The 21,011-nt window shown below is 42.3% G+C and carries 19 protein-coding genes; 7 read left to right on the forward strand and 12 right to left on the reverse strand.

All coding sequences use genetic code 11. The features are described 5' to 3' along the window. Positions 1–478 precede the first annotated feature (478 nt). The 4 genes from I1J71_RS02545 to I1J71_RS02560 all read left to right on the forward strand — a co-directional run bounded on the left by I1J71_RS02545 (position 479) and on the right by I1J71_RS02560 (position 3,722). Complete coding sequence (locus tag I1J71_RS02545) at positions 479–910, forward strand: Rrf2 family transcriptional regulator (protein WP_060955225.1); 432 nt, start codon at positions 479–481, stop codon at positions 908–910. Positions 911–987: 77 nt separating this feature from the next. Then, positions 988–1,992 (forward strand): NADP-dependent oxidoreductase, encoded by a 1,005-nt coding sequence (locus I1J71_RS02550; RefSeq protein ID WP_060955224.1) that lies wholly within the window; start codon positions 988–990, stop codon positions 1,990–1,992. A gap of 13 nt (positions 1,993–2,005) precedes the next feature. Further along, on the forward strand, positions 2,006–2,842 hold the full coding sequence (locus tag I1J71_RS02555; RefSeq protein WP_195183599.1) for an alpha/beta fold hydrolase: 837 nt from the start codon (positions 2,006–2,008) through the stop codon (positions 2,840–2,842). A gap of 1 nt (position 2,843) precedes the next feature. After that, positions 2,844–3,722 (forward strand): SDR family NAD(P)-dependent oxidoreductase, encoded by an 879-nt coding sequence (locus I1J71_RS02560; protein ID WP_195183600.1) that lies wholly within the window; start codon positions 2,844–2,846, stop codon positions 3,720–3,722. Here the strand turns inward: I1J71_RS02560 and I1J71_RS02565 are convergent. Beyond that, positions 3,660–3,917, reverse strand: coding sequence for a hypothetical protein (locus tag I1J71_RS02565; RefSeq protein WP_195183619.1), 258 nt, complete (start codon positions 3,915–3,917; stop codon positions 3,660–3,662). The genes I1J71_RS02560 and I1J71_RS02565 overlap by 63 nt on opposite strands. Before the next feature lie 233 nt (positions 3,918–4,150). Between I1J71_RS02565 and I1J71_RS02570 the strand changes: the two genes are divergently transcribed. Beyond that, complete coding sequence (locus tag I1J71_RS02570) at positions 4,151–4,684, forward strand: hypothetical protein (RefSeq protein WP_195183601.1); 534 nt, start codon at positions 4,151–4,153, stop codon at positions 4,682–4,684. Positions 4,685–4,867: 183 nt separating this feature from the next. Here I1J71_RS02570 and I1J71_RS02575 read toward each other — a convergent pair whose 3' ends face one another. The 10 genes from I1J71_RS02575 to rpsL all read right to left on the reverse strand — a co-directional run bounded on the left by I1J71_RS02575 (position 4,868) and on the right by rpsL (position 17,185). Continuing rightward, a complete protein-coding gene (locus tag I1J71_RS02575; protein ID WP_195183602.1) occupies positions 4,868–5,431 on the reverse strand; it encodes an ABC transporter substrate-binding protein in 564 nt (187 codons plus the stop codon). Positions 5,432–5,618: 187 nt separating this feature from the next. Continuing rightward, positions 5,619–6,647 (reverse strand): tRNA preQ1(34) S-adenosylmethionine ribosyltransferase-isomerase QueA, encoded by a 1,029-nt coding sequence (queA, locus tag I1J71_RS02580; protein ID WP_195183618.1) that lies wholly within the window; start codon positions 6,645–6,647, stop codon positions 5,619–5,621. A gap of 38 nt (positions 6,648–6,685) precedes the next feature. Continuing rightward, on the reverse strand, positions 6,686–7,594 hold the full coding sequence (locus I1J71_RS02585; protein WP_049504432.1) for a LysR family transcriptional regulator: 909 nt from the start codon (positions 7,592–7,594) through the stop codon (positions 6,686–6,688). A gap of 142 nt (positions 7,595–7,736) precedes the next feature. Then, the gene (locus I1J71_RS02590) at positions 7,737–7,967 is read right to left on the reverse strand and encodes a GlsB/YeaQ/YmgE family stress response membrane protein (RefSeq protein WP_195183603.1); all 231 of its coding nucleotides are present in this window, start codon (positions 7,965–7,967) and stop codon (positions 7,737–7,739) included. A gap of 9 nt (positions 7,968–7,976) precedes the next feature. Continuing rightward, positions 7,977–9,218, reverse strand: coding sequence for an aminopeptidase (locus I1J71_RS02595; RefSeq protein WP_016466266.1), 1,242 nt, complete (start codon positions 9,216–9,218; stop codon positions 7,977–7,979). Positions 9,219–9,238: 20 nt separating this feature from the next. After that, positions 9,239–9,391, reverse strand: coding sequence for a hypothetical protein (locus tag I1J71_RS02600; protein ID WP_049530728.1), 153 nt, complete (start codon positions 9,389–9,391; stop codon positions 9,239–9,241). Between the two features lie 18 nt (positions 9,392–9,409). Further along, positions 9,410–13,804 (reverse strand): PolC-type DNA polymerase III, encoded by a 4,395-nt coding sequence (locus I1J71_RS02605; RefSeq protein WP_195183604.1) that lies wholly within the window; start codon positions 13,802–13,804, stop codon positions 9,410–9,412. Between the two features lie 115 nt (positions 13,805–13,919). After that, complete coding sequence (fusA, locus tag I1J71_RS02610) at positions 13,920–16,001, reverse strand: elongation factor G (protein WP_195183605.1); 2,082 nt, start codon at positions 15,999–16,001, stop codon at positions 13,920–13,922. 277 nt (positions 16,002–16,278) lie between these two features. Further along, positions 16,279–16,749, reverse strand: coding sequence for a 30S ribosomal protein S7 (rpsG, locus tag I1J71_RS02615; RefSeq protein ID WP_000087873.1), 471 nt, complete (start codon positions 16,747–16,749; stop codon positions 16,279–16,281). Between the two features lie 19 nt (positions 16,750–16,768). Continuing rightward, complete coding sequence (gene rpsL, locus I1J71_RS02620; RefSeq protein ID WP_001142333.1) at positions 16,769–17,185, reverse strand: 30S ribosomal protein S12; 417 nt, start codon at positions 17,183–17,185, stop codon at positions 16,769–16,771. Positions 17,186–17,528: 343 nt separating this feature from the next. On the opposite strand from rpsL, the gene I1J71_RS02625 reads away from it, so the two are divergent. Together I1J71_RS02625 and I1J71_RS02630 are read left to right on the forward strand one after the other, a co-directional pair. Then, entirely contained in the window at positions 17,529–17,969 is a 441-nt protein-coding gene (locus I1J71_RS02625) for a LytTR family DNA-binding domain-containing protein (RefSeq protein WP_195183606.1), read from the forward strand. Then, entirely contained in the window at positions 17,966–18,424 is a 459-nt protein-coding gene (locus I1J71_RS02630; RefSeq protein ID WP_195183607.1) for a DUF3021 domain-containing protein, read from the forward strand. Before I1J71_RS02625 ends, I1J71_RS02630 begins: the two co-directional genes overlap by 4 nt. A gap of 39 nt (positions 18,425–18,463) precedes the next feature. On the opposite strand, the gene mutS is transcribed toward I1J71_RS02630, so the two are convergent. Continuing rightward, positions 18,464–20,998, reverse strand: a complete 2,535-nt coding sequence (gene mutS, locus I1J71_RS02635; RefSeq protein ID WP_195183608.1) for a DNA mismatch repair protein MutS — start codon at positions 20,996–20,998, stop codon at positions 18,464–18,466. Positions 20,999–21,011: the final 13 nt, after the last annotated feature.

Consider the following 21,011-nt stretch of genomic DNA (forward strand, 5'->3'; position numbering starts at 1 on the left):
AAAACTAGCTAAACTTGAGAGATAAGTACAATTGAGACGAAAAAATGTCTAACCAATACTACTTGTAAAGGTAAGAAAATATTATTTCTATTCTATTAATGATTTATATACTATCTATTGTGACACAAAACTCACTATAGTTCAACATTTTACTAATTAAAAATCATAAAAGAAGTTTCAAGTCCTCATAACGCTTTGAAAAGAACAAAAAAACGGAATGAAATAACATATAATTAGATTATTAAACAAAGTTTACTAGGCACAAACTAAGATATGTTTGATCAAGCAGAGAGGGGAGATGCTGTTTCTTTAAAACAAGTTTATCTCACTATTTTTTATGAACTGCCTTTCCAGACATCTCTAATCTGATGACACTCTTCAAAAATATTTTAAAAATTTAAAACAAAAGTCTTGCTTTTCATTTTATTTGTGATATACTTGTTCTCGTATTAGATACAAGTTATCCAAAGGAGTTTATATGGATACAAAATTTTCAGTAGCCTTACATATCCTAACCATGATTAGCGAGAGCAAGGATACCTTAAGTTCACAAGCTCTGGCTGAGAGCGTCGGAACCAACGCTAGTTATATTCGTAAGGTGATTGCCTTATTGAAAAACGCTGGCTTAATTACTTCCCATCAAGGAAAAACAGGCTATCAACTCAGTAAGTCCCCAAAGGAAGTGACCTTACTTGAGATTTATTTTTCCACACAAGAAGTCAACCACATCAGCTTATTTCCCGTTCACCAAAATAGCAATCCGGATTGCCCAGTAGGGAAACATATTCAAGCTGCCATTTCGCCACTATTTGCTAGCGCTGAAGCTCAACTTGATAAGGAACTAGCCCAGCAAACCTTAGAAGATGTCATTAACAATCTTTATAAAGATGCCAAACAAAAACGAAACTGATTTGCATGCAGATCAGTTTTAAAAAGACTATGCTTGTATCTCTATCGGATACAACAAAAAATAGAAAAGGGTAGACAATGAAAGTCGCACAACATACTACTTATAACAAAAACAATATCACACTAAACATCACAGAAATCGCAAAACCAAGCATCACAGACAAAGAAGTTTTGGTCAAAGTCACCGCAGCTGGTGTTAATCCTCTGGATAACATGATTTCCCGTGGTGAAGTAAAGGTGATCGTCCCTTACAAACTTCCACAAACTGCTGGAAATGAAGTGGTCGGTATCATTGAAGAGACAGGTAGACAAGTCAAAAATCTCAAAGTCGGAGACCGAGTTTTTGGGCGTTTACCACTTAATCATATTGGTGCCTTTGCAGAATACGTAGCTGTCGATAGTCAGGCTCTAGCCAAGGTTCCAGACTATCTGTCTGACGAGGAAGCCGCTGCTGTTCCTTTGACTGCCTTAACCATTATGCAAGCCTTAGAACTCATGGGGGCTCAAGCTGGCAAAACCATCTTTATCTCTGGTGGTACAGGCGGTGTCGGCGGTATGGCCATTCCGATTGCTAAGGCTAAAGGTTTGAAGGTCATTACCAATGGGGCTGGAGATAGCGCTGAGCGTGTATTGAACCTAGGAGCAGACCGCTTTATCGATTATAAAACAGAGGATTATACAAAAACTGTTAGCCAGGTTGATTATGTCCTCGATACCCTTGGTGGCGCTGAGACTGAAAAACAAATGTCTATCATGAAAAAAGGTGGTCAGCTTGTTTCCCTCCGTGCTATGCCAAATGGTGACTTTGCCAAACGCATGAACCTGCCAAAATGGAAACAGATGATTCTTGGCTTAGCTGGTCGCAAATTTGATAAGATGGCTGACAAATACGGCGTTCACTACCATTTTATCTTTGTGGAAAGCAATGGTGCTCAATTACAAGAGGTAGCTGACCTCTTTAGCAAATTAGAAATCAAGCCATCTATCGATACAGTCTATCCATTTGAAGAAGTGAATAGCGCCTTAGACAAGGTCGCTAATGGTCGCTCACGTGGAAAAACTGTCCTCAGCTTTAAGAAATAAAAAGGAAAAGACAATGTCATATCTTACAACTAAAAATCAATACATCACTGTTGAAGGGAACAAAATTGCCTATCGCGAACTCAGCAAAGGCAAATCAAAACTACCTCTTCTGATGCTGGTCCACTTGGCAGCAACCCTCGACAACTGGGATCCAAAACTTTTGGACTTGATTGCTGAAAAGCACCATGTGATTGTGGTCGACCTTCCTGGTGTGGGAGCCAGTCAAGGAAAAGTGGCCCCAACCATTTCTGGAATGGCTGAGCAGACGATTGCCTTTATTCAATCCCTTGGTTACGATAAAATCAATCTCCTAGGTCTTTCTATGGGAGGGATGATTGCCCAAGAAATGGTCCGAATCAAGCCTGATTTGGTCAATCGTCTCATTATAGCAGGAACAGGACCTCGAGGTGGAAAAGAGATTGATAAGGTCACAGGGAAAACATTTAACTATATGTTTAAAGCTGGACTCGAGCGCATCGATCCTAAACGCTATATCTTCTATAACCATGATGAACAAGGAAAAATCGAAGCTTTGAAAGTTCTCGGACGAATGGGAATGCGAACCAAGGAATTTGCGGACAAAGACATGAGTGTGCCTGGTTTCTTGACTCAACTCAAAGCTATTAAAGGTTGGGGGAAAGATTCTCAAGACGACCTAAGATTTATCACCCAACCAACCTTAATCGTCAACGGGGACAAGGATATGCAGGTTCCAACAGAAAATTCTTATGATATGCATGAGAAAATAAAAGATAGTAAGCTGATCATCTATCCAAATGCTGGTCACGGTTCGATCTTCCAATATGCAGAGGAGTTTTCAAAAGAACTCATTGCTTTCTTGGAGGACTAATATGGTCAAAACGATTCTGATTACAGGTGCTACTGACGGTATCGGTAAACATTTGGCAAAGAAATTAGCCAGTGAAGGCCATCAGGTCATCCTCCATGGTCGCAATCCTCAAAAACTTGAGCTGGCGCTTCAAGAGGTTCGGGCCGTTTCCTTGAGAGGCAGAGTTTCGAGCTACTTGGCAGATTTTTCAAAATTAGACGATGTTTATCGATTTGTAGGGGAAATCAAGCGAGACTTTCAAAGGATCGATGTCTTGTTTAACAATGCAGGCCTGTATGCAGGAAAAGAACGAAAAGCGAGTGCTAAAAATGTCGAGTTGACTTTTATGTTATTCGTTCTCGTTCCCTATCTGTTAACAACTGAGCTAAGCCCCTTGTTAGAAAAATCGGCTGACAGCCGTGTCATTAATACTTCTTCCTATATGCATCATTTTGCCAAGGTCAAGGATTTGGACTTTGGATTTGAGAAAGAATACAATCCAGGATTGGCCTACAATAATTCAAAACTTTACACTATTTGGATGACACGCTATCTGGCAAGAGACTTCTTTTTAAGAGGTTCAAACATCACCATCAATGCCTATCATCCTGGTCTTATCTCGACTAACTTAGGGAATAATTCTAGTGATGAAAAGACAAAAAAGTCTCTCTTCGGACGCCTGATGAAGTCTCTTTCAAAAGATCTAGATCAGGGAATCGAAACAGGTTATTATCTCACCTTATCAGAGGAAGTCAGGGGCTTGACTGGCTACTATTTTGATGAGAAGAAAGTCAAGTCGGTATCTGAAAAAGGCTACACATTTGAAAAAGCACAAGATTTAATCAATTACTGCAATGATAAAATTGAATTGTTTAAACAGAAATATGATCTGCTTAATTAGAAAAAAGTTCTCTTTCCATTTTGCTAGAAAGAGAACTACCAATTCAGGAATAAAGGAATTCGTGTCACGAGCGCCTGCAGTATTGAGCAAGACACTCTTTGGAGCAGCTAAAGCCTCTCCTGTCTTTTGGTCATAATAAACAGCCTGTCCATTGCATTCGCCGATAAAAACACGACGGCGTCCGAGAAAAAACATACATACCTCTTTCTATTTATGAAAACAAGTCTTCAAATTTTGGAATTTTATTATCCTAGTATACCATAAACCAACTTACTAGGTCATAGAATAGCTAAGAGCTATATCTTGCTAAAAGGTTGACAGAACTTCGCTCCATAGGATATGATGGGAATACCTAGAATTTTATCTCTGCACGACCTATACGCCTTCTACTGAGCGTTGGTGAGTTCAATTCTATATTTGGAGGTTTTATGAAAATCTATTATTCAAAATTTGTCGGTGTCGGCTATCTAGTCTTTGCGGCGGGTGTATTCTTTCAATTTTTCTTTTTCCTCGCGCATGGATTAATCGACTTTTCCCAGCTTAGTCTTCTCACGGTGGGTCCAACCATCCTCTTTTTCGCTGCTATCTATTCAACGATTGCAGGTATCAAAAGACTGACTAGTCGCAGGCTTTCCTTTGAATTCACCTTTGAAGGCATTTATGTCTATCCCGGGCTCTTCTTTTCCAAGGAAATCTTCATCCCAAAAGAAGAATTGTTGCGAGCATCTTATGTTGAAGTGGATGTCAGTGACCCCGACCACGTTAACAGCAAGGCTTACTATTTAGACTTCGATCTGAGAGAGGTGACCCAGCTAGAAGATATTTCTAAGTCAAACGTCATCATCGATACAAGCTCCTTGAAATTACGTCTCACCCTTAGCCTTTGTCGATTTAGAGAGGAAGAAAAAGCCGAGTTAGCGACCTATCTAAAAGAAAACTACGGAATTGATTTCTTATATTAGCAAGTAATAAAAAAGCCCTAAAAACAGGGCTTTTTTGATATTATCCTTATTATCTTTCACTTTAAAGTGGACTTGTTCATTATCCAACTTAAACGTCATGTATAGTTGAATGATAAAAAATTTATGCTTTGAGAACATAGAAAAGCAAGGACAATTCTCCACCCTTACTTCTGATTGATGTTCTTAGTTACGGTAAAACTGGTTATCTTTGTCGCTTACAGATTGACCGATAGACAAGACATCTTGACTGCCATCTGTACCTGTCACTTCATTTTGGACTCCAGCTGGGGTAAAGATCAGTCGTGCCCCTTGCCCACCACCGACAAGATGAATACCTGTTAAGTAGTAGCCGTCTTTTTCCTCTACTTGCCCCATCTCGTATTTAAAGGTTCCATTTGAACTTTGGATCGTTACAATTCCATCTGCTGTGACTGTTGCAGTTGTTCCCGCGTAGTTTTCCCAAATCCCTACAAACTTAGCGTAAGCCTCTTGTGATTTTTGCTTATCTTCCTTTTGTTCTGCTTGAGTGGTTGTAGCTTCTGTCGCACTATTTGTTTCTGACTTCTGCTCCTCTTTTTGGCCTGCTTCAGTTTTACTTGCGGACTCTGTAGTCACCTTGCTTGTTGTCTCCTTTTGGTTTGAAGATGACGTATTCTTGTCAGTCTTTCCACCACAGGCAACTAAGGTCAAGGCAGTCAACAAGGTCAGGACTGATAGGCTCGTATAGCGCAATGTTTTGTTTTTCATAAAAATCTCCTTTGAAATAGACACAGATAAAAATAGCTCGTCAGATTTTACATAGATTTCGACGGCTGTGTCGTAGTCTTCAGTGTATCATTTATTTGCTTTTAATTCAATAGCTATCATATATCGAAAAAAGGCTAATCCAAGTAGGAATTAGCCCTTTTATTTCTAGTTTTGATTTGCTCGTTTTTTAGTAGATAAACATGGCATCGCCAAAGCTAAAGAAACGGTATTTTTCATCGATAGCATGCTGGTAGGCTTTGAGGACCAATTCACGGCCTGCAAAAGCTGAGACAAGCATGACCAAGGTAGACTTCGGCAGGTGGAAATTAGTAGAAAAAGCATCCACCACCTTCCAGTCATAGCCTGGTTTGATAAAGATATTGGTCCAGCCAGAGTCAGCCTGGATTTGACCATCAAACTTGCTTCCGATGGTTTCGAGCGTACGGATAGAAGTTGTCCCCACAGCAATCACGCGACCACCATTGTCCTTGACCTGACGCAAGGTTGCAGCAGCTTCCTCAGACAACTGATAAAACTCTGAATGCATCTCGTGTTCATCTAGATTATCGACTGAAACAGGTCTAAAGGTCCCAAGTCCAACGTGCAAGGTCAGGTAGACTAGGTGAACACCTTTCTGCTGAATTTCTTCTAATAATTCTTTGGTAAAATGCAGACCTGCAGTCGGGGCAGCAGCTGAGCCACTCTCCTTGGCATAGACGGTCTGGTACCGTTCACGGTCATCCAACTTTTCGTGGATATAAGGAGGCAAGGGCATTTCTCCCAGACTTTCAAGCACCTCTAGGAAAATTCCCTCATACTCAAAGCGAACAATACGGCCACCATGGGTTAATTCCTCGGTCACGACTGCGCTTAGGCGACCATCCCCAAAGACAACACGGGTACCAACCTTGAGACGCTTAGCTGGCTTTGCCAAGACTTCCCATTCGTCTCCTGCTGTATTTTTCAAGAGCAAGAGTTCAACGTGACCCCCTGTTTCTTCTTTTTGGCCATGAAGTCGCGCGGGTAGTACGCGGGTGTCATTCATAACCAGGGCATCACCTGGCTCTAGCATTTCAATAATTGAGTGAAAATGGCGATCTTGAAATTCTCCTGTTTTGCGATTGACCATCAAGAGCTTAGAGGCATCGCGCTTTTCCAGAGGTGTCTGTGCAATCAGCTCCTCTGGCAAGTGGAAATCAAAATCATTGGTATTCATTGGTGTCATTTTTCCTTTTCTTTTCTAATAGAGTTGCATTAGCTGTCAAAGCGAACTTCTTCAAGTAGGTACTCGATGAAACGTTCACCCATCTTGGACAAGCTTGTCTTTTCATGCTGGATATAAACCAGCTCAATCGGATCATCAATATCAAGTGGAATCGAAACGATATTGTCTCCATTGAGGTTACTATTAAGGATACCAGTCGCGATGGTATAGCCGTCCAAACCAATCAAGAGATTGAACAAGGTCGCACGGTCACTAACAACGATGGATTTCTTGTGGTGTTCCTGAGACAAAATCTCCTCCGAGAAATAGAAGGAATTATGGGTACCTTGGTCATAGCTCAAGTATGGGAAGTCTTCTAGATCTGCCAACTGTACCTTGTCTCTTTTAGCAAGAGGGTTGGTCTTGCTGACAAAGATATGGGGTTGGGCTGTAAAGAGATGGTGAGCAACCAGATGGTTGTCGTCCAACATCTTCGAAAGAACGTCCCGGTTATAGCTATTTAAAAAGAGGACCCCCACTTCACTTCGGAAGTTCTTGACGTCGTCGATGATTTCCCAAGTTCTGGTTTCACGCAAAAAAAGCTCGTACTTTTCCATATCGCTTTTCTTGAGCAAGGAAACAAAGGCATTAACTACAAAGGCATAGTGTTGCGAAGACACACTAAAAAGCTCGCGATGAGCGATTGGATTCTTATAACGTTCTTCTAGAAGTTGCGTTTGCTCGACAACCTGACGGGCATAGGATAGAAACTCCATCCCATCACGTGTGAGGGTGATTCCTTTAGGATTTCGGATAAAAATCTCAATTCCCATCTCATTTTCTAGGTCACGAACGGCATTTGATAGACTAGGTTGTGTAATGAAAAGTTGCTTGGCAGCCTCATTCATCGAACCAGTCTCTACGATTTTGATAATATAGTGTAATTGTTGAATTCTCATGTTTTTATTGTACCATACTTGACGCAATATAAAAAGAACCAGTCACTGCATCTCCCATGATCCCTTTTGAATGTTAAAAGAGGTCGAAACAGTTTCAACCTCTTTTTATCTTTTATTATTAAACAAGCATTTAAACCGAAACCTAGCTTCCTCTTTCCCAGAAGATGGCTAATAAAATCATGGCTCCTAAAACTGATGGGATAATGGCCGTATCAGCTAGGATAGGTCCCCAGGTTCCAAATAGTAACTGACCCAAGAAAGCTCCAATCCAGCCCAAGAACATTTTTCCAAAACATCCCATTCGTTCTCCACGATTGGTGATAGCTCCTGCTAATAGTCCGATCAAAAGACCGACAAACATACTTCCAAGCATAGTTTCTCCTTAAATTGCCCAATCTCCATTGCGGAAGAGTGGTACGCGTGTTCCATCCTCACGGATACCATCGATATCCATTTGGTTCGAACCAATCATAAAGTCAACGTGAACATCTGAACGGTTAAGTCCTGCAGCTTCCAGCTCTTCTTCGCTCATCTCAGCTCCACCAACAACGCTCGTTGCATAGGCTGCACCGATAGCCAAATGGTTAGAAGCATTTTCATCGAAAAGAGTGTTAAAGAAGGTAATCCCTGACTGAGAAATTGGACTTGGATCTGGTACCAAGGCACACTCACCCAAGGCACGCGCACCAGCATTCTTAAAGACGAGGTCCTTCATAACCTGATCACCCTTTTCAGCTGTGATATCAACGATTTGACCATTTTCAAAGGTCACCTTGATGCCTTCGATAATATTTCCATTGTAGCTAAGAGGTTTTGTAGAAGTGACATAACCATCTGCGCGACGGAAGTCAGGAGCTGTAAAGACTTCTTCTGTTGGCATATTTGGCAAGAAACCTTCGCCTTGAGCATTGATCGCTCCTGCTGATTCCCAAACGTGGTTCTTCGGCAAGCCAAGTGTCAAGTCTGTTCCAGGCGCTGTGTAATGAAGGGCTGAAAATTGCTCTTTATTTAGCATCTCTGCCTTGCTCTTCAAGATAGCTGCATGTTCTTCCCAAGCCTTAACTGGGTCTTCTTCGTAGACACGGCAGGTCTTGAAGATTTGGTCCCAAAGGAGGTCCACTGCTTCTTCGTCACTTGCAGCATTTGGAAAGACCTTCTTAGCCCACTCGAGTCCAGCTGCGGCAGCCACAGTCCAGCTAACCTTGTTAGATTGAGTCGCGATACGCATTGGCTTCATAGCAATTCCCATAGCTTTAGCAGAAGCTGAAAGCTTTTCAGCATCCACTCCGTTCAAGGCACCTGGGTCAGAAGAACGGACACCGAGACGACTCGCTTTGTTTTCAAGAAGATAATTCATCTCAGCAATCTTGTATTCTGGCACATTGTCCAAACGCTCCATTGGCGCGTGGAGGAATTTCTCACGGTTTACAAAGTCATCTGCCCATTGAACAATAACTTCGTGCGCTCCAAGTGCATAGGCTTCTTTGACGATTAAGTGAGCCAACTCACGTTGCTCCACATCGATAGAGAGAGCTAAGGTATGACCAGGTTGCACGTTCACTCCGTTTGCAACCAAAAGCTTAGCGTATTTTTCTAGATTTTCTTTAAAATTTGGTAAAACCATCTTGTTTCTCTTTTCTATTTTTATTTTTCTTTCAAAGCAGAAAGTAGCCCTACTAGCGCAATAGTACCTGACAAGAGTGCTGTCGATAGAAGAATTGTCTGATCAGCAAGTTCCAATTGATACTCAAACACCTTCTCAGCTGGCTTGTCTTCCGCAAAAATTCTGAGTTTCATCAAATGTCCTCCGTTACATTAAAACAAATCATCAAACAAACTCAACTGATTGTCCTCTGGCATATTGCCGAGAATGCCCATTTCATCCATCTTTTCAACCAAGGTTGATGAAAGTCCACCACGTTTGCGGAGTTCAGTTTTAGAGAGGAATTCTCCCTCTTGACGGGCACGAACCAATTGTTTGGCAACGTTCTCTCCCAGACCATCCATCGCTACAAATGGTGGGATAAGGGTGTCTCCATCGATGATGAATTCAGTCGCATCACTGCGATAGAGGTCCAATTTGCCGAACTTAAAGCCACGTTCCCACATCTCATTGACGATTTCAAGTGTTGTGTAGAGGTCAATTTCTACGTTGGAAGCTTCATTGTTCTTACGCTTTTCAGCAATTTCTTGCATCTTACGTTTGATAGCATCCAAGCCTGCACCCATGGTCTTGATATCAAAAGCCTTGGCACGGATTGAGAAGTATGCACAGTAATAATAAATCGGATGGTGAACCTTGAAGTAGGCCACGCGAAGGGCCATCATAACGTAGGCTGCCGCGTGGGCTTTAGGGAACATGTACTTGATTTTTCCACAAGATTCGATATACCACTCAGGCACATTATTGGCCTTCATGGCTTCGATATAACCATTGCGCTCTTCTTCAGAGATTTTGAGCCACAAGCCCTTACGCACTCGCTCCATGATGGTAAAGGCCATCTTTGGATCCAGGCCAGCGTGCATGAGGTAAACCATGATGTCATCCCGACATCCGATAACGGTTGATAGGTCCGCAATTCCAGCCTTAATCAAGTCTTGGGCATTTCCCAACCAAACGTCGGTACCATGAGACAGACCAGAAAGCTGAAGTAACTCCGCAAAGGTCGTCGGATGAGTTTCATCCACCATTCCGCGAACAAAGTTGGTCCCAAACTCTGGAATTCCAAGCATACCGGTCGAAGTGCCGATTTGTTCAGGTGTCACTCCCAGGATATCTGTACCCGAGAAGAGGGCCATGACACCAGGATCATCCATAGGGATATCATTTGGATCAATGCCTGACAAGTCCTGGAGCTTGCGAATCATTGTCGGATCATCATGTCCAAGGACATCGAGCTTGAGGACGTTCTCATCGATATCGTGGAAGTTAAAGTGAGTGGTCTGCCATTCAGCAGTTACATCATCTGCAGGATACTGCACTGGAGTAAAGTCATAGACATCCATATAATTAGGGATAACAACGATTCCTCCTGGGTGTTGACCGGTCGTACGTTTAACACCAGCAGCTCCTTGGGCTAGGCGCTCAACTTCGGCTTCTCGGTAGAATTTGCCATAGTCACGCTCGTAACCCTTGACAAATCCATAGGCTGTCTTAGCAGCCACCGTACCAACCGTTCCTGCACGGAAGGCATATTCTTCCCCGAAGATATCACGAACATCCAAATGTGCGCTCGGTTGGTCTTCACCTGAGAAGTTCAAATCGATATCAGGTACTTTATCCCCATCAAAACCAAGGAAGGTCTCGAAAGGAATATCCTGGCCATTTTTGCTGAGTTTGTAGCCACAGTTTGGACAGTCCTTATTGGGCATATCAAAACCTGAACCGTAAGAACCATCTGTGATAAACTCACTGTACTGACACTGACCACAGACATAGTGAGGAGAGAGCGGATTGACCTCGGTAATTCCAATCATGGTCGCAACGAAACTAGATCCAACAGACCCACGGGAACCAACCAAATAACCTCGTTCGTTGGAACGATGCACTAGCATCTGTGAAGCCAGATAAATTACGGCGAAACCATTCCCCAAGATAGAGGTCAATTCCTTTTCAATCCGTAGATCAACGATATCAGGTAGTGGATTTCCATAGATTTCAAAAGCTTTTTTATAGGTTAACTCGGCGACCGTTTCTTCAGCTTGGTCAATGAACGGTGTATATAAGTCGCCTTTAACAACCTCGACAGGCTCAAAGATTTCTGCCAAGGCATTAGTATTTTCAATGACAATCTTACGAGCCAAATCTTCTCCTAGAAAGGCAAACTCATCCAACATTTCATTGGTTGTTCTAAAATGCGCCTTTGGTAGTGGAGCTGGTTGGGCAGCTTCTCCATGGCCGATCGTTCGGTTAATCATGGCACCCTGACCTAGACTTCGCACGATAATCTCACGATAAATCTCATCCTCTGGTTCGATGTAGTGGACATTTCCTGTCGCAAGAACTGGCTTACCGAGACGGTCTCCGACCTCAATCAAGCTCTTGATAATGGTCTGAAGCTCCTCCATGTCCTTAACCTGCTCTTTGGCAATCAGAGGTGCATAGATAGCTGGAGGCATCACCTCGATAAAGTCATAGTATTTAGCTACTTCGACTGCCGCATCTACACCTTGTGATACGACTGCATCAAAGACTTCTCCTTCTGTACAAGCAGAACCCAAGATTAAACCTTCTCGATGGGCATCCAGAACCGTACGTGGAATTCGTGGAACTCCTTCAAAATACTGGGTATTTGAGAGAGAAACCAGCTTAAAGATATTTTTTAAGCCCACTTGATTTTTCACATAGATGGTCGCATGCTTGACGCGAGCTTTTTTATAGGAATCTGGGCTGATTAAATCAAGGTTTAATCGTGCCAAATCTGTCACACCGTGTTTTTCTGCCACTTCCTTGATAAAGATAAAGAGCAGACGGCCAGTTGCTTCCGCATCATAGTTGGCCATATGGTGGTGTTCTAGAGCTACGCCAAAACGTTTGGTTAAGGGACCCAAACCGTGGCGTTTGTACTCAGGATAGAGATTTCTTGCGAACTCTAGCGTATCGATGACAGGTTGGCTAATTTTTGGAAGTCCATGACGCTCGTAGTTAGCATTCATAAAGCCAACGTCAAAGGTTGCATTGTGGGCTACAAGAACGGTATCTTTACAGAATTCTTGGAATTCTTTCAGAACTTGAATCAAGGGTTTAGCGTTTTTTACATGATCGTCAGTAATTCCAGTCAACTCAGTAGTAAAAGCTGATAAGGGGTGTCCAGGATTGATAAATTCATCAAACTCAGCAATGATATTGCCCTTATACATCTTGGAAGCGGCCACCTGAATCAAGTCATTATAGATAGCTGATAGACCAGTCGTTTCCACGTCAAAGACTACATAGGTAGCTTCAGAAAGATCCATCTCCACTTCGTTATAGACGATAGGAACACGATCCTCAACGATATTTGCTTCCATTCCATAAATGAGCTGAATACCAGCTTTCTTGGCTGCCTTATATCCATGAGGGAAAGACTGAACATTGCCGTGGTCTGTGATTGCCACTGCTTTGTGGCCCCATTTTGCTGCTGTTCCAACGATTTCCTCAACCTCAGGAAGAGCATCCATAGTCGACATATTGGTATGGGCATGAAACTCAACGCGACGCTCACCTTCTGGCATCAAGTCCTTACGTTCATAGTGAACAACTTCCTGCACATCTTGCACATTCATGGTCAAATCTCGTGTGAAATTATTGACCTCGACATTTCCACGAACACGGAGCCATGAATTTTTCTTAATGATGTCAAACTTCTGAGCTTCTTCTTCGTTTCGGACCCATTTTTGCATGGAGAAACTAGACGTATAGTCCGTCATCTTAAAATTAATCAAGACACGACCCGTTCTAGTCACTTTATGCTCCACATCAAAGACAACCCCTTCAAAAACCAGTCGATTTTCTTCGGTATTGACCTCAATCATTGGAGTTACCTCTGCCTTGTCGAGTTTAGGCTTAGCAGCTGCCTTCTTGGCTTGGAAATCAAAGACAGGTTTATCCTCAACTGGAGGAGGCGGTGCCATCTGTTCTAACTGTTCCATAGCTCGAAGGGTCTCATCATTGGCAGCCTGAACAATCATTTGATTTTCCGAATGGAAAGCTTCCTGCTCTTCCTTTGTCAAATCTTCATTTTTCTCTAAATGCCATGTAAACTTAGGAAAACCAAAGAGCTCAAGTTGTTTGCTAAGATTTGGCAAATGATTTTTTCTGAAATGCTCTGTATCTGCTGCTTCAGAGGCCTCAATAATCAACTGATCATTTTCAAATTGAACCTGAAAATCCTGATACATGGTCCGAAAGCCTTGGCTAGAACAAGGCCCATCTGAAAAAGCCTCCCGATAGTAGGCCTGTAAAAGCTCTCTTGAAAAATCTTGATCTTTCGTTTTAATTTCGAAAGTCGCTTGATTTCCCGTTTTTGAAAATTCTTCTTTCAATCCCTTCTTCAATGCTAAAAAGAGTTCAAAGGGCAGAATATTCTCAAAGACAAAACGAAACTCCCAAATGTTACTTTGTTTGTGTACAATAACTTGTTCAATTTCAGCCTGGGAGAAGGCCTCATGATTTCTTATCTCAGCGGGGATACCCAACTGATTCATTAAAATTTCAAAAGTGGTTGACATCCATTTTCCTCACAATATACTCCTTCTATTTTACCATATTTGAGGCAATTTTAGCTATTTCTACCAAACAGAAAAAGGAAGTCACTAAGTGACTTCCTTTTAGAGTGACGACGTATTAGTCTTCACCTTTGTTTTTCTTAATGATTTCTTCTTGTACTGACTTAGGTACATCTTCGTAGTGGTCGAATACCATCATGAATGTACCACGTCCTTGTGATGCAGAACGAAGAACTGTTGCGTAACCAAACATTTCAGCAAGTGGAACGTAAGCACGAACGATTTGGCTGTTACCGTGTGCTTCCATACCATCTACACGTCCACGACGAGCAGTTACGTGACCCATAACATCACCAAGGTTTTCTTCTGGAACAGTGATTGTTACAAGCATCATTGGTTCAAGGATAGCTGGTTGTGCAGTCTTAGCAGCTTCTTTAAGTGCAAGAGATGCAGCGATCTTGAAGGCAGTTTCAGATGAGTCGACATCGTGGTATGAACCATCGTAAAGCTTAGCTTTAACGTCAACCATTGGGTAACCAGCAAGAACACCGTTAGCCATAGATTCTACCAAACCTTTTTCAACCGCTGGGATAAATTCACGAGGAACCACACCACCGACGATTGCGTTTTCGAATTCGAATCCTTTACCTTCTTCGTTTGGAGTAAATTCAATCCATACATCACCGAATTGACCTTTACCACCAGACTGACGTTTGAAGAATCCACGTGCTTGAGTAGGAGCACGGAATGTTTCACGGTAAGATACTTGAGGAGCACCTACATTCGCTTCAACTTTGAATTCACGACGCATACGGTCAACAAGGACGTCAAGGTGAAGCTCACCCATACCAGAGATAACTGTTTCACCAGTTTCAACGTTTGTTTCAACGCGGAATGTTGGATCTTCTTCAGCCAATTTTTGAAGGGCGATACCCATCTTGTCTTGGTCTGCTTTAGATTTTGGCTCAACCATCAATTGGATAACTGGTTCTGGAACGTTGATTGACTCAAGGATGATTTTCGCTTTTTCATCTGTTAATGAGTCACCAGTTGTAGTATCTTTCAAACCAACGGCAGCAGCGATATCACCTGAGTAAACAGTGTCGATTTCTTGACGGCTGTTAGCGTGCATTTGAAGGATACGTCCGATACGTTCACGTTTACCTTTAGAAGTGTTCAATACGTAAGAACCTGATTGAAGAACACCTGAGTAAACACGGAAGAATGTCAAACGACCTACGAATGGGTCAGTCATGATCTTGAAGGCAAGAGCTGCAAATGGCTCTTCGTCAGATGCTGGACGAGTTTCTTCTTCATCTGTATCTGGGTTGATACCTTTGATTGCTGGGATATCAAGTGGGCTTGGAAGGTAGTCGATAACCGCATCAAGCATCAATTGAACACCTTTGTTCTTGAAGGCTGAACCACACAATACTGGGAAGAATTCAACGTTGATAGTCGCTTTACGGATACCAGCTTTCAATTCCTCGTTAGTGATTTCTTCACCTTCGAGATATTTCATCATCAATTCTTCGTCAGTTTCAGCAACTGCTTCAACCAATTTTTCACGGTATTCTTGAGCTTGTTCAAGGTATTCAGCTGGAATATCTTCTTCAAGGATATCTGTACCAAGGTCGTTCGTATAGATTTCAGCTTTCATCTTGATCAAGTCAATGATTCCGCGGAAGTCATCTTCAGCACCGATTGGCAATTGAATTGGGTGTGCATTTGCTTGAAGACGATCGTGAAGTGTGCTTACTGAGTAAAGGAAGTCAGCACCGATTTTGTCCATTTTATTGGCAAATACGATACGTGGAACCCCGTACTCAGTTGCTTGACGCCAAACTGTTTCAGTTTGAGGCTCAACACCTGATTGTGAGTCAAGAACTGTAACCGCACCGTCCAATACACGAAGAGAACGTTGTACTTCGATTGTGAAGTCCACGTGTCCTGGTGTGTCGATGATGTTTACGCGGTGGTTGTTCCATTGAGCTGTTGTCGCAGCAGATGTGATAGTGATACCACGTTCTTGCTCTTGCTCCATCCAGTCCATTTGTGACGCACCTTCGTGAGTTTCACCGATTTTGTGGATTTTACCAGTGTAGTAAAGAATACGCTCAGTTGTAGTTGTTTTACCGGCATCGACGTGAGCCATGATACCGATATTACGAGTTTTTTCAAGTGAAAATTCGCGTGCCATGAGGTTTGTTTCTCCTATATTTTTTATTTCTATTCTATTATAACACGATTTCAATAAAAACGGATAGGCAGGACCCACCCGTTCTCAGTGTTTATCTTGTTTAGTTGGTTTCAACTTGTGAGATGGGAAGTTGAATTGTACTCGGGCTAAAGTTAGTTAGCCGATTTGAGCCGGAATGGGATGCTGTGTGAAAAAGATAAACTTCCTTGTATTCGTCGAATACTGCGTCAGTTTCCTATTTTCACCTTGCATCCTTACCATTCCTAGCATCATTTTATTACCAACGGAAGTGTGCGAAGGCACGGTTAGCTTCAGCCATACGGTGAGTGTCTTCACGTTTCTTAACTGCTGCACCAGTGTTGTTAGCAGCATCCAAGATTTCTTTTGCAAGACGGTCTTGCATTGTGTGTTCACCACGAAGGCGAGCGATTGTTACCAACCAACGAAGTCCAAGTGTTGTACGACGTTCTGGACGAACTTCAACTGGGACTTGGTAGTTAGATCCACCAACACGACGTGCACGTACTTCAAGTACAGGCATGATGTTTTCCATAGCTGTTTCAAATACTTCAAGTGCATCGTTACCAGTAGCTTCTTTGATTTGCTCAAAAGCACCGTAAACGATTGAAGCAGCTGTACCACGTTTACCATCAAGCATAACGCGGTTGATAAGACGAGTAACTAGTTGTGAATTGTAAAGCGGATCTGGCAATACGTCACGTTTTGGAGCTCTATTTTTACGACTCATTTCTCTTTATCCCCTTTCCTTATGCTTTTTTCGGACGTTTAGTACCGTATTTAGAACGGCCTTGTTTACGATCGTTAACACCTGCAGTATCAAGTGCACCACGGACGATATGGTAACGTACCCCTGGAAGGTCTTTTACACGTCCACCGCGAAGAAGCACCACGCTGTGCTCTTGCAAGTTGTGTCCGATACCTGGGATGTAAGCAGTAACTTCGATAAGGTTGCTCAAACGTACACGAGCAAATTTACGAAGGGCTGAGTTAGGTTTTTTAGGTGTCATAGTTCCAACACGAGTTGCTACACCACGTTTTTGTGGTGAAGAAACGTTTGTTTGAACTTTTTTATGACTGTTGTAACCAACGTTCAAAGCTGGTGATTTAGATTTTTCTACTTTTGATTTACGCGGTTTGCGAACCAATTGGTTAATTGTAGGCATCTACATTCTCCTGTGTTTTTTTATTTTTGGTGATGATACACTTGGTGACAGCTATCATCTGTGTGTACTTTTGCAACATTTGTCAGCACGTCCCTGTACACTCTTGAGAGACCAAAAGTAAAAAGTACCGTCTAACATTGTACCACTTTTTTTCTATTTTTGTCAATATATTTCTTCTTATTTTTTGACTTCTTTGCTCTTAAATTTAGTTGAAAACGTTCGCCTACCAGATAGACTCTTCAACCGACCACATAGACAAAGCATCTTGTATTTGTCGACAAAATGGTGTTTAATAGATTTGTAAGTAAGAGATCTCTATTACAACTTGATGAAAGGAGAAATTATGAAAGTCAGACTCGATATTGATCAGCAATACACTGAAGAGCAAATCATCATAGAGGCACCGTCCTTGTCCCCTAAAGTTCAAAAGGTTCAGAACTTTGTCCAATCCCTAGATCAAAAGGAGACCATCAAAGGGAAATTCCAAGACCAGGTCTACTTGATTCAGATTAGCAAGATTCAGCGTGTATACATTGAAAATCGTAAGGTTCTGGCCGAAACGAATAGCCAAACCTATGCACTTGACATTCGTCTCTACCAAGCAAGTGAAATTCTACCTGCTTCCTTTATCCAAATTTCCCAATCCGAAATTGTCAACATTGATGCGATCAGTCATCTAAAACTAACCTCTAACGGCTTGATTGAAATTTATCTTAAAAACGACAGTTTTACCTACTCATCTCGCCGTTACCTCAAAGCTATTAAGGAGAAATTAGAACTATGAAAAAACAAGTATTTCACGATGCCACAACCGGTATCCTCATCGGTCTTATCCTATCTATTATCTTTTCGTTTATCTATTCACCAAGTAACTACGCACCTCTAAGTCCTGAATCTCCCATTGGTCAATTCATGAGAGAGCATCAAGTCCATGGTTCTCTGGTCTTGCTCTACTCTACGATTATCTGGGCAGCTATCGGAGTCCTCTTTAGTTTTGGTAGTCGTCTATTTGCTCAAGATTGGAGCCTTCTTCGTGCGACTGTCACTCACTTCTTCCTCATGTTTTTAGGCTTTGTCCCTCTAGCAATCCTAGCAGGCTGGTTCCCATTAAACTGGGTTTTCCTCCTCCAACTCATCCCAGAGTTTGCCATCGTCTACCTCATCATTTGGACGATTCTCTACAAAAGAGAATCAAAGAAGGTTGCCCACATCAACCAACTATTAGCTCAGAAAAAATAAGGCCTAAAAACCCACTCCTTTTTGCGAGTGGGTTTTTGCTTATAATGTTTGCTTCCATTCTAATAAGAGATTCATGGCTTGCATAGGTGTCATATTGTACACATCTACTTGGGCCAACTCTGCTAGGATAGGATTCTCTTCTTTTTCATCAAAGAGAGACATTTGCTCATTGACAACATTCCTTTGATTGATAGAAATTGGATTTTCCTGACCTTGGCTCTCTAGTTGAGTTAGAATCGCATCCGCTCTTTTTAGCAAGTCTGCTGGCAATCCTGCAATCTTAGCAACGTGAATACCGTACGATTTGTCTGCTGGACCTGGTTCAATCTTATGAAGGAAAGTGACCTGACCATTTTGCTCAAGCGTAGCTACGTGTACATTTACTAGATGTTCAAGACTAGCTTCCAGACTGGTTAATTCATGGTAGTGCGTTGCAAAGAGAGTCTTGGCACCAATATGCTCATGGATATACTCGATAATAGACTGGGCTAGAGCCATACCATCATAAGTTGCGGTTCCTCGACCAAGCTCATCAAAAAGAATTAATGAATCCTTGGTCGCATGACTAATGGCATTATTAGCTTCCATCATCTCTACCATAAAGGTGGATTGACCTGAAACCAAGTCATCTGCCGCACCGATACGGGTAAAAATTGCATCAAAAATTGGCAAACGAGCACTTTCTGCAGGGACATAAGAACCCATCTGAGCCATAACCGCTGTAATGGCTAGTTGGCGCATGTAGGTTGACTTCCCGCTCATGTTCGGACCTGTAATTAGTTGAATGCTAGTATCTTCATCCATATGGATACTATTGGGAATATAGGTCTGAGCTCCCATGACCTTTTCAACAACTGCGTGACGACCATTCTGGATATCAATCCGCGACTCTTGCCCAAACTCTGGTCGAATCAGGTGTTGATTTTCTGCAACTACTGCCAAGCCTTGCAAGACATCGACAGTAGCGATCCCTTGAGCCAGAGCCTGTAGACGTTGGATATACTTGCCAACCTCCTCACGAATACGCATAAAGATTTCGTACTCTAGGTTTGCTGATTTCTCACGCGCCTCTAACATTTCTCCCTCGATACGCGCCAATTCCTCTGTCCCAAATCGCTCAGAGTTTTTCAGCGTAGCCTTGCGGAAAAAGTGGGCTGGTACGTTACCTAGCTGCGAGTTGGTTACATGGAAATAGTAGCCGTCTTTTTTATTGTAGTCAATCTTGAGAGTATTGATGCCAGAGTTTTCTCTTTCCTTGGCCTCGATTTCAGCAATCCAGCTAGTCCCTTCTCTCAGCACACGACGGTATTTATCCAAGGTCTCATCAAAGCCCGTTCGGATAATACCACCTTCGGTAATCACGTGGGGAGCCTCAGGAGCAATGGCTGCACTAATGAGATTTTCCAACTCAGGAATAGCATCCAGTTGTTCAATTAGATAAGCTAGAGCTGGTTGCTCCATTCCTTCTAAAATAGTGCGAATTCGTGGAACACTTCCCAAGGTAGTCGCTAATTGCAAAAGATCTTTAGGGTTACTTTTGCCAAAAGACACTCGACTAGCCAGACGTTCGATATCGTAGACTCCCTTAAGGCTTTCTGTTAAATCACTGCGCTCAAAGAAATAATCCAGAAAGACTTGCACAACCTCCTGACGTTCTATGATACGATCTAAATCAATTAAGGGACGTTGAATCCAAGAACGTAGAAGACGCATACCCATTGCAGTTTTAGTCTCATCTAGCAACCAGAACAGACTCCCTTGTTTCTTACCTGAGCGAGCATTTTCAACCAAATCAAGACTAGCCTTGGTCGCAAAATCCATCTGCAAGAAATCTTTGATTTCATAACGAATAACAGGTTTTAAGTGATTCAACTCTCTCATCTGCGTCCGATGGACATACTGAAGAAGTTTCCCACTAGCTGCTCCTTCAACAGTTGCCAATCTTGAATCCAACAGATGAACATCTTCATATGTTTCTTGTTCATAGGAAAGCACTAGATTCATTTGACGACTGAGAATCTGTTCTTCCGCTTCAGACAAGTCGTAACCAATCACCACTTCTCTGGCCTTGAGATTACGGATTTCACCACAGACTAGAGAGAAATCTGATAATCCCGTTACATAGAAATCACCTGTCACTAGGTCCATATAGGCTAGTCCATACTGGGAATCTTCACGATCAATAGCCACTAAAAAGTTATTGTGACTATCTGGCTTACTACTATCAACCACTGTCCCTGGTGTAATGACCTGAACAACCTCGCGCTTAACGACACCAACAGCTTGCTTAGGATCTTCCATCTGTTCAGCGATGGCAACCTTGTAGCCACGCTCAACTAGAACGTCAATATACTGTTGGGCAGAATGATAAGGAACCCCAGCCATGGGAATAGGATTTTCAGCATTTTTATTGCGACTGGTCAACGAAATCTCTAGAATCTGAGCGGCATTGACGGCATCCTCATAAAACAACTCATAAAAATCACCCATGCGAAAAAGCAAAAAAGCATCTGGATATTGTTTTTTGATATCCACATACTGTTGCATCCCAGGTGATAATTTTTCAGTAGTCATTTACTCTCTCCTT

The sequence above is a fragment of the Streptococcus infantis genome (assembly GCF_015546995.1).
GTDB lineage: Bacteria > Bacillota > Bacilli > Lactobacillales > Streptococcaceae > Streptococcus > Streptococcus infantis_J.

Bases quoted from the DNA above. Each gene is read 5' to 3' on its own strand.
- I1J71_RS02575 (WP_195183602.1), bottom strand. From the start codon at position 5,431: ATGAAAAACAAAACATTGCGCTATACGAGCCTATCAGTCCTGACCTTG.
- mutS (WP_195183608.1), bottom strand. From the start codon at position 20,998: ATGACTACTGAAAAATTATCACCTGGGATGCAACAGTATGTGGATATC.
- I1J71_RS02595 (WP_016466266.1), bottom strand. From the start codon at position 9,218: ATGGTTTTACCAAATTTTAAAGAAAATCTAGAAAAATACGCTAAGCTT.
- I1J71_RS02570 (WP_195183601.1), top strand. From the start codon at position 4,151: ATGAAAATCTATTATTCAAAATTTGTCGGTGTCGGCTATCTAGTCTTT.
- fusA (WP_195183605.1), bottom strand. From the start codon at position 16,001: ATGGCACGCGAATTTTCACTTGAAAAAACTCGTAATATCGGTATCATG.
- I1J71_RS02555 (WP_195183599.1), top strand. From the start codon at position 2,006: ATGTCATATCTTACAACTAAAAATCAATACATCACTGTTGAAGGGAAC.
- I1J71_RS02630 (WP_195183607.1), top strand. From the start codon at position 17,966: ATGAAAAAACAAGTATTTCACGATGCCACAACCGGTATCCTCATCGGT.
- I1J71_RS02560 (WP_195183600.1), top strand. From the start codon at position 2,844: ATGGTCAAAACGATTCTGATTACAGGTGCTACTGACGGTATCGGTAAA.
- queA (WP_195183618.1), bottom strand. From the start codon at position 6,647: ATGAATACCAATGATTTTGATTTCCACTTGCCAGAGGAGCTGATTGCA.
- I1J71_RS02600 (WP_049530728.1), bottom strand. From the start codon at position 9,391: ATGAAACTCAGAATTTTTGCGGAAGACAAGCCAGCTGAGAAGGTGTTT.
- I1J71_RS02605 (WP_195183604.1), bottom strand. From the start codon at position 13,804: ATGTCAACCACTTTTGAAATTTTAATGAATCAGTTGGGTATCCCCGCT.
- I1J71_RS02545 (WP_060955225.1), top strand. From the start codon at position 479: ATGGATACAAAATTTTCAGTAGCCTTACATATCCTAACCATGATTAGC.
- I1J71_RS02585 (WP_049504432.1), bottom strand. From the start codon at position 7,594: ATGAGAATTCAACAATTACACTATATTATCAAAATCGTAGAGACTGGT.
- rpsG (WP_000087873.1), bottom strand. From the start codon at position 16,749: ATGAGTCGTAAAAATAGAGCTCCAAAACGTGACGTATTGCCAGATCCG.
- I1J71_RS02565 (WP_195183619.1), bottom strand. From the start codon at position 3,917: ATGTTTTTTCTCGGACGCCGTCGTGTTTTTATCGGCGAATGCAATGGA.
- rpsL (WP_001142333.1), bottom strand. From the start codon at position 17,185: ATGCCTACAATTAACCAATTGGTTCGCAAACCGCGTAAATCAAAAGTA.
- I1J71_RS02550 (WP_060955224.1), top strand. From the start codon at position 988: ATGAAAGTCGCACAACATACTACTTATAACAAAAACAATATCACACTA.
- I1J71_RS02590 (WP_195183603.1), bottom strand. From the start codon at position 7,967: ATGCTTGGAAGTATGTTTGTCGGTCTTTTGATCGGACTATTAGCAGGA.
- I1J71_RS02625 (WP_195183606.1), top strand. From the start codon at position 17,529: ATGAAAGTCAGACTCGATATTGATCAGCAATACACTGAAGAGCAAATC.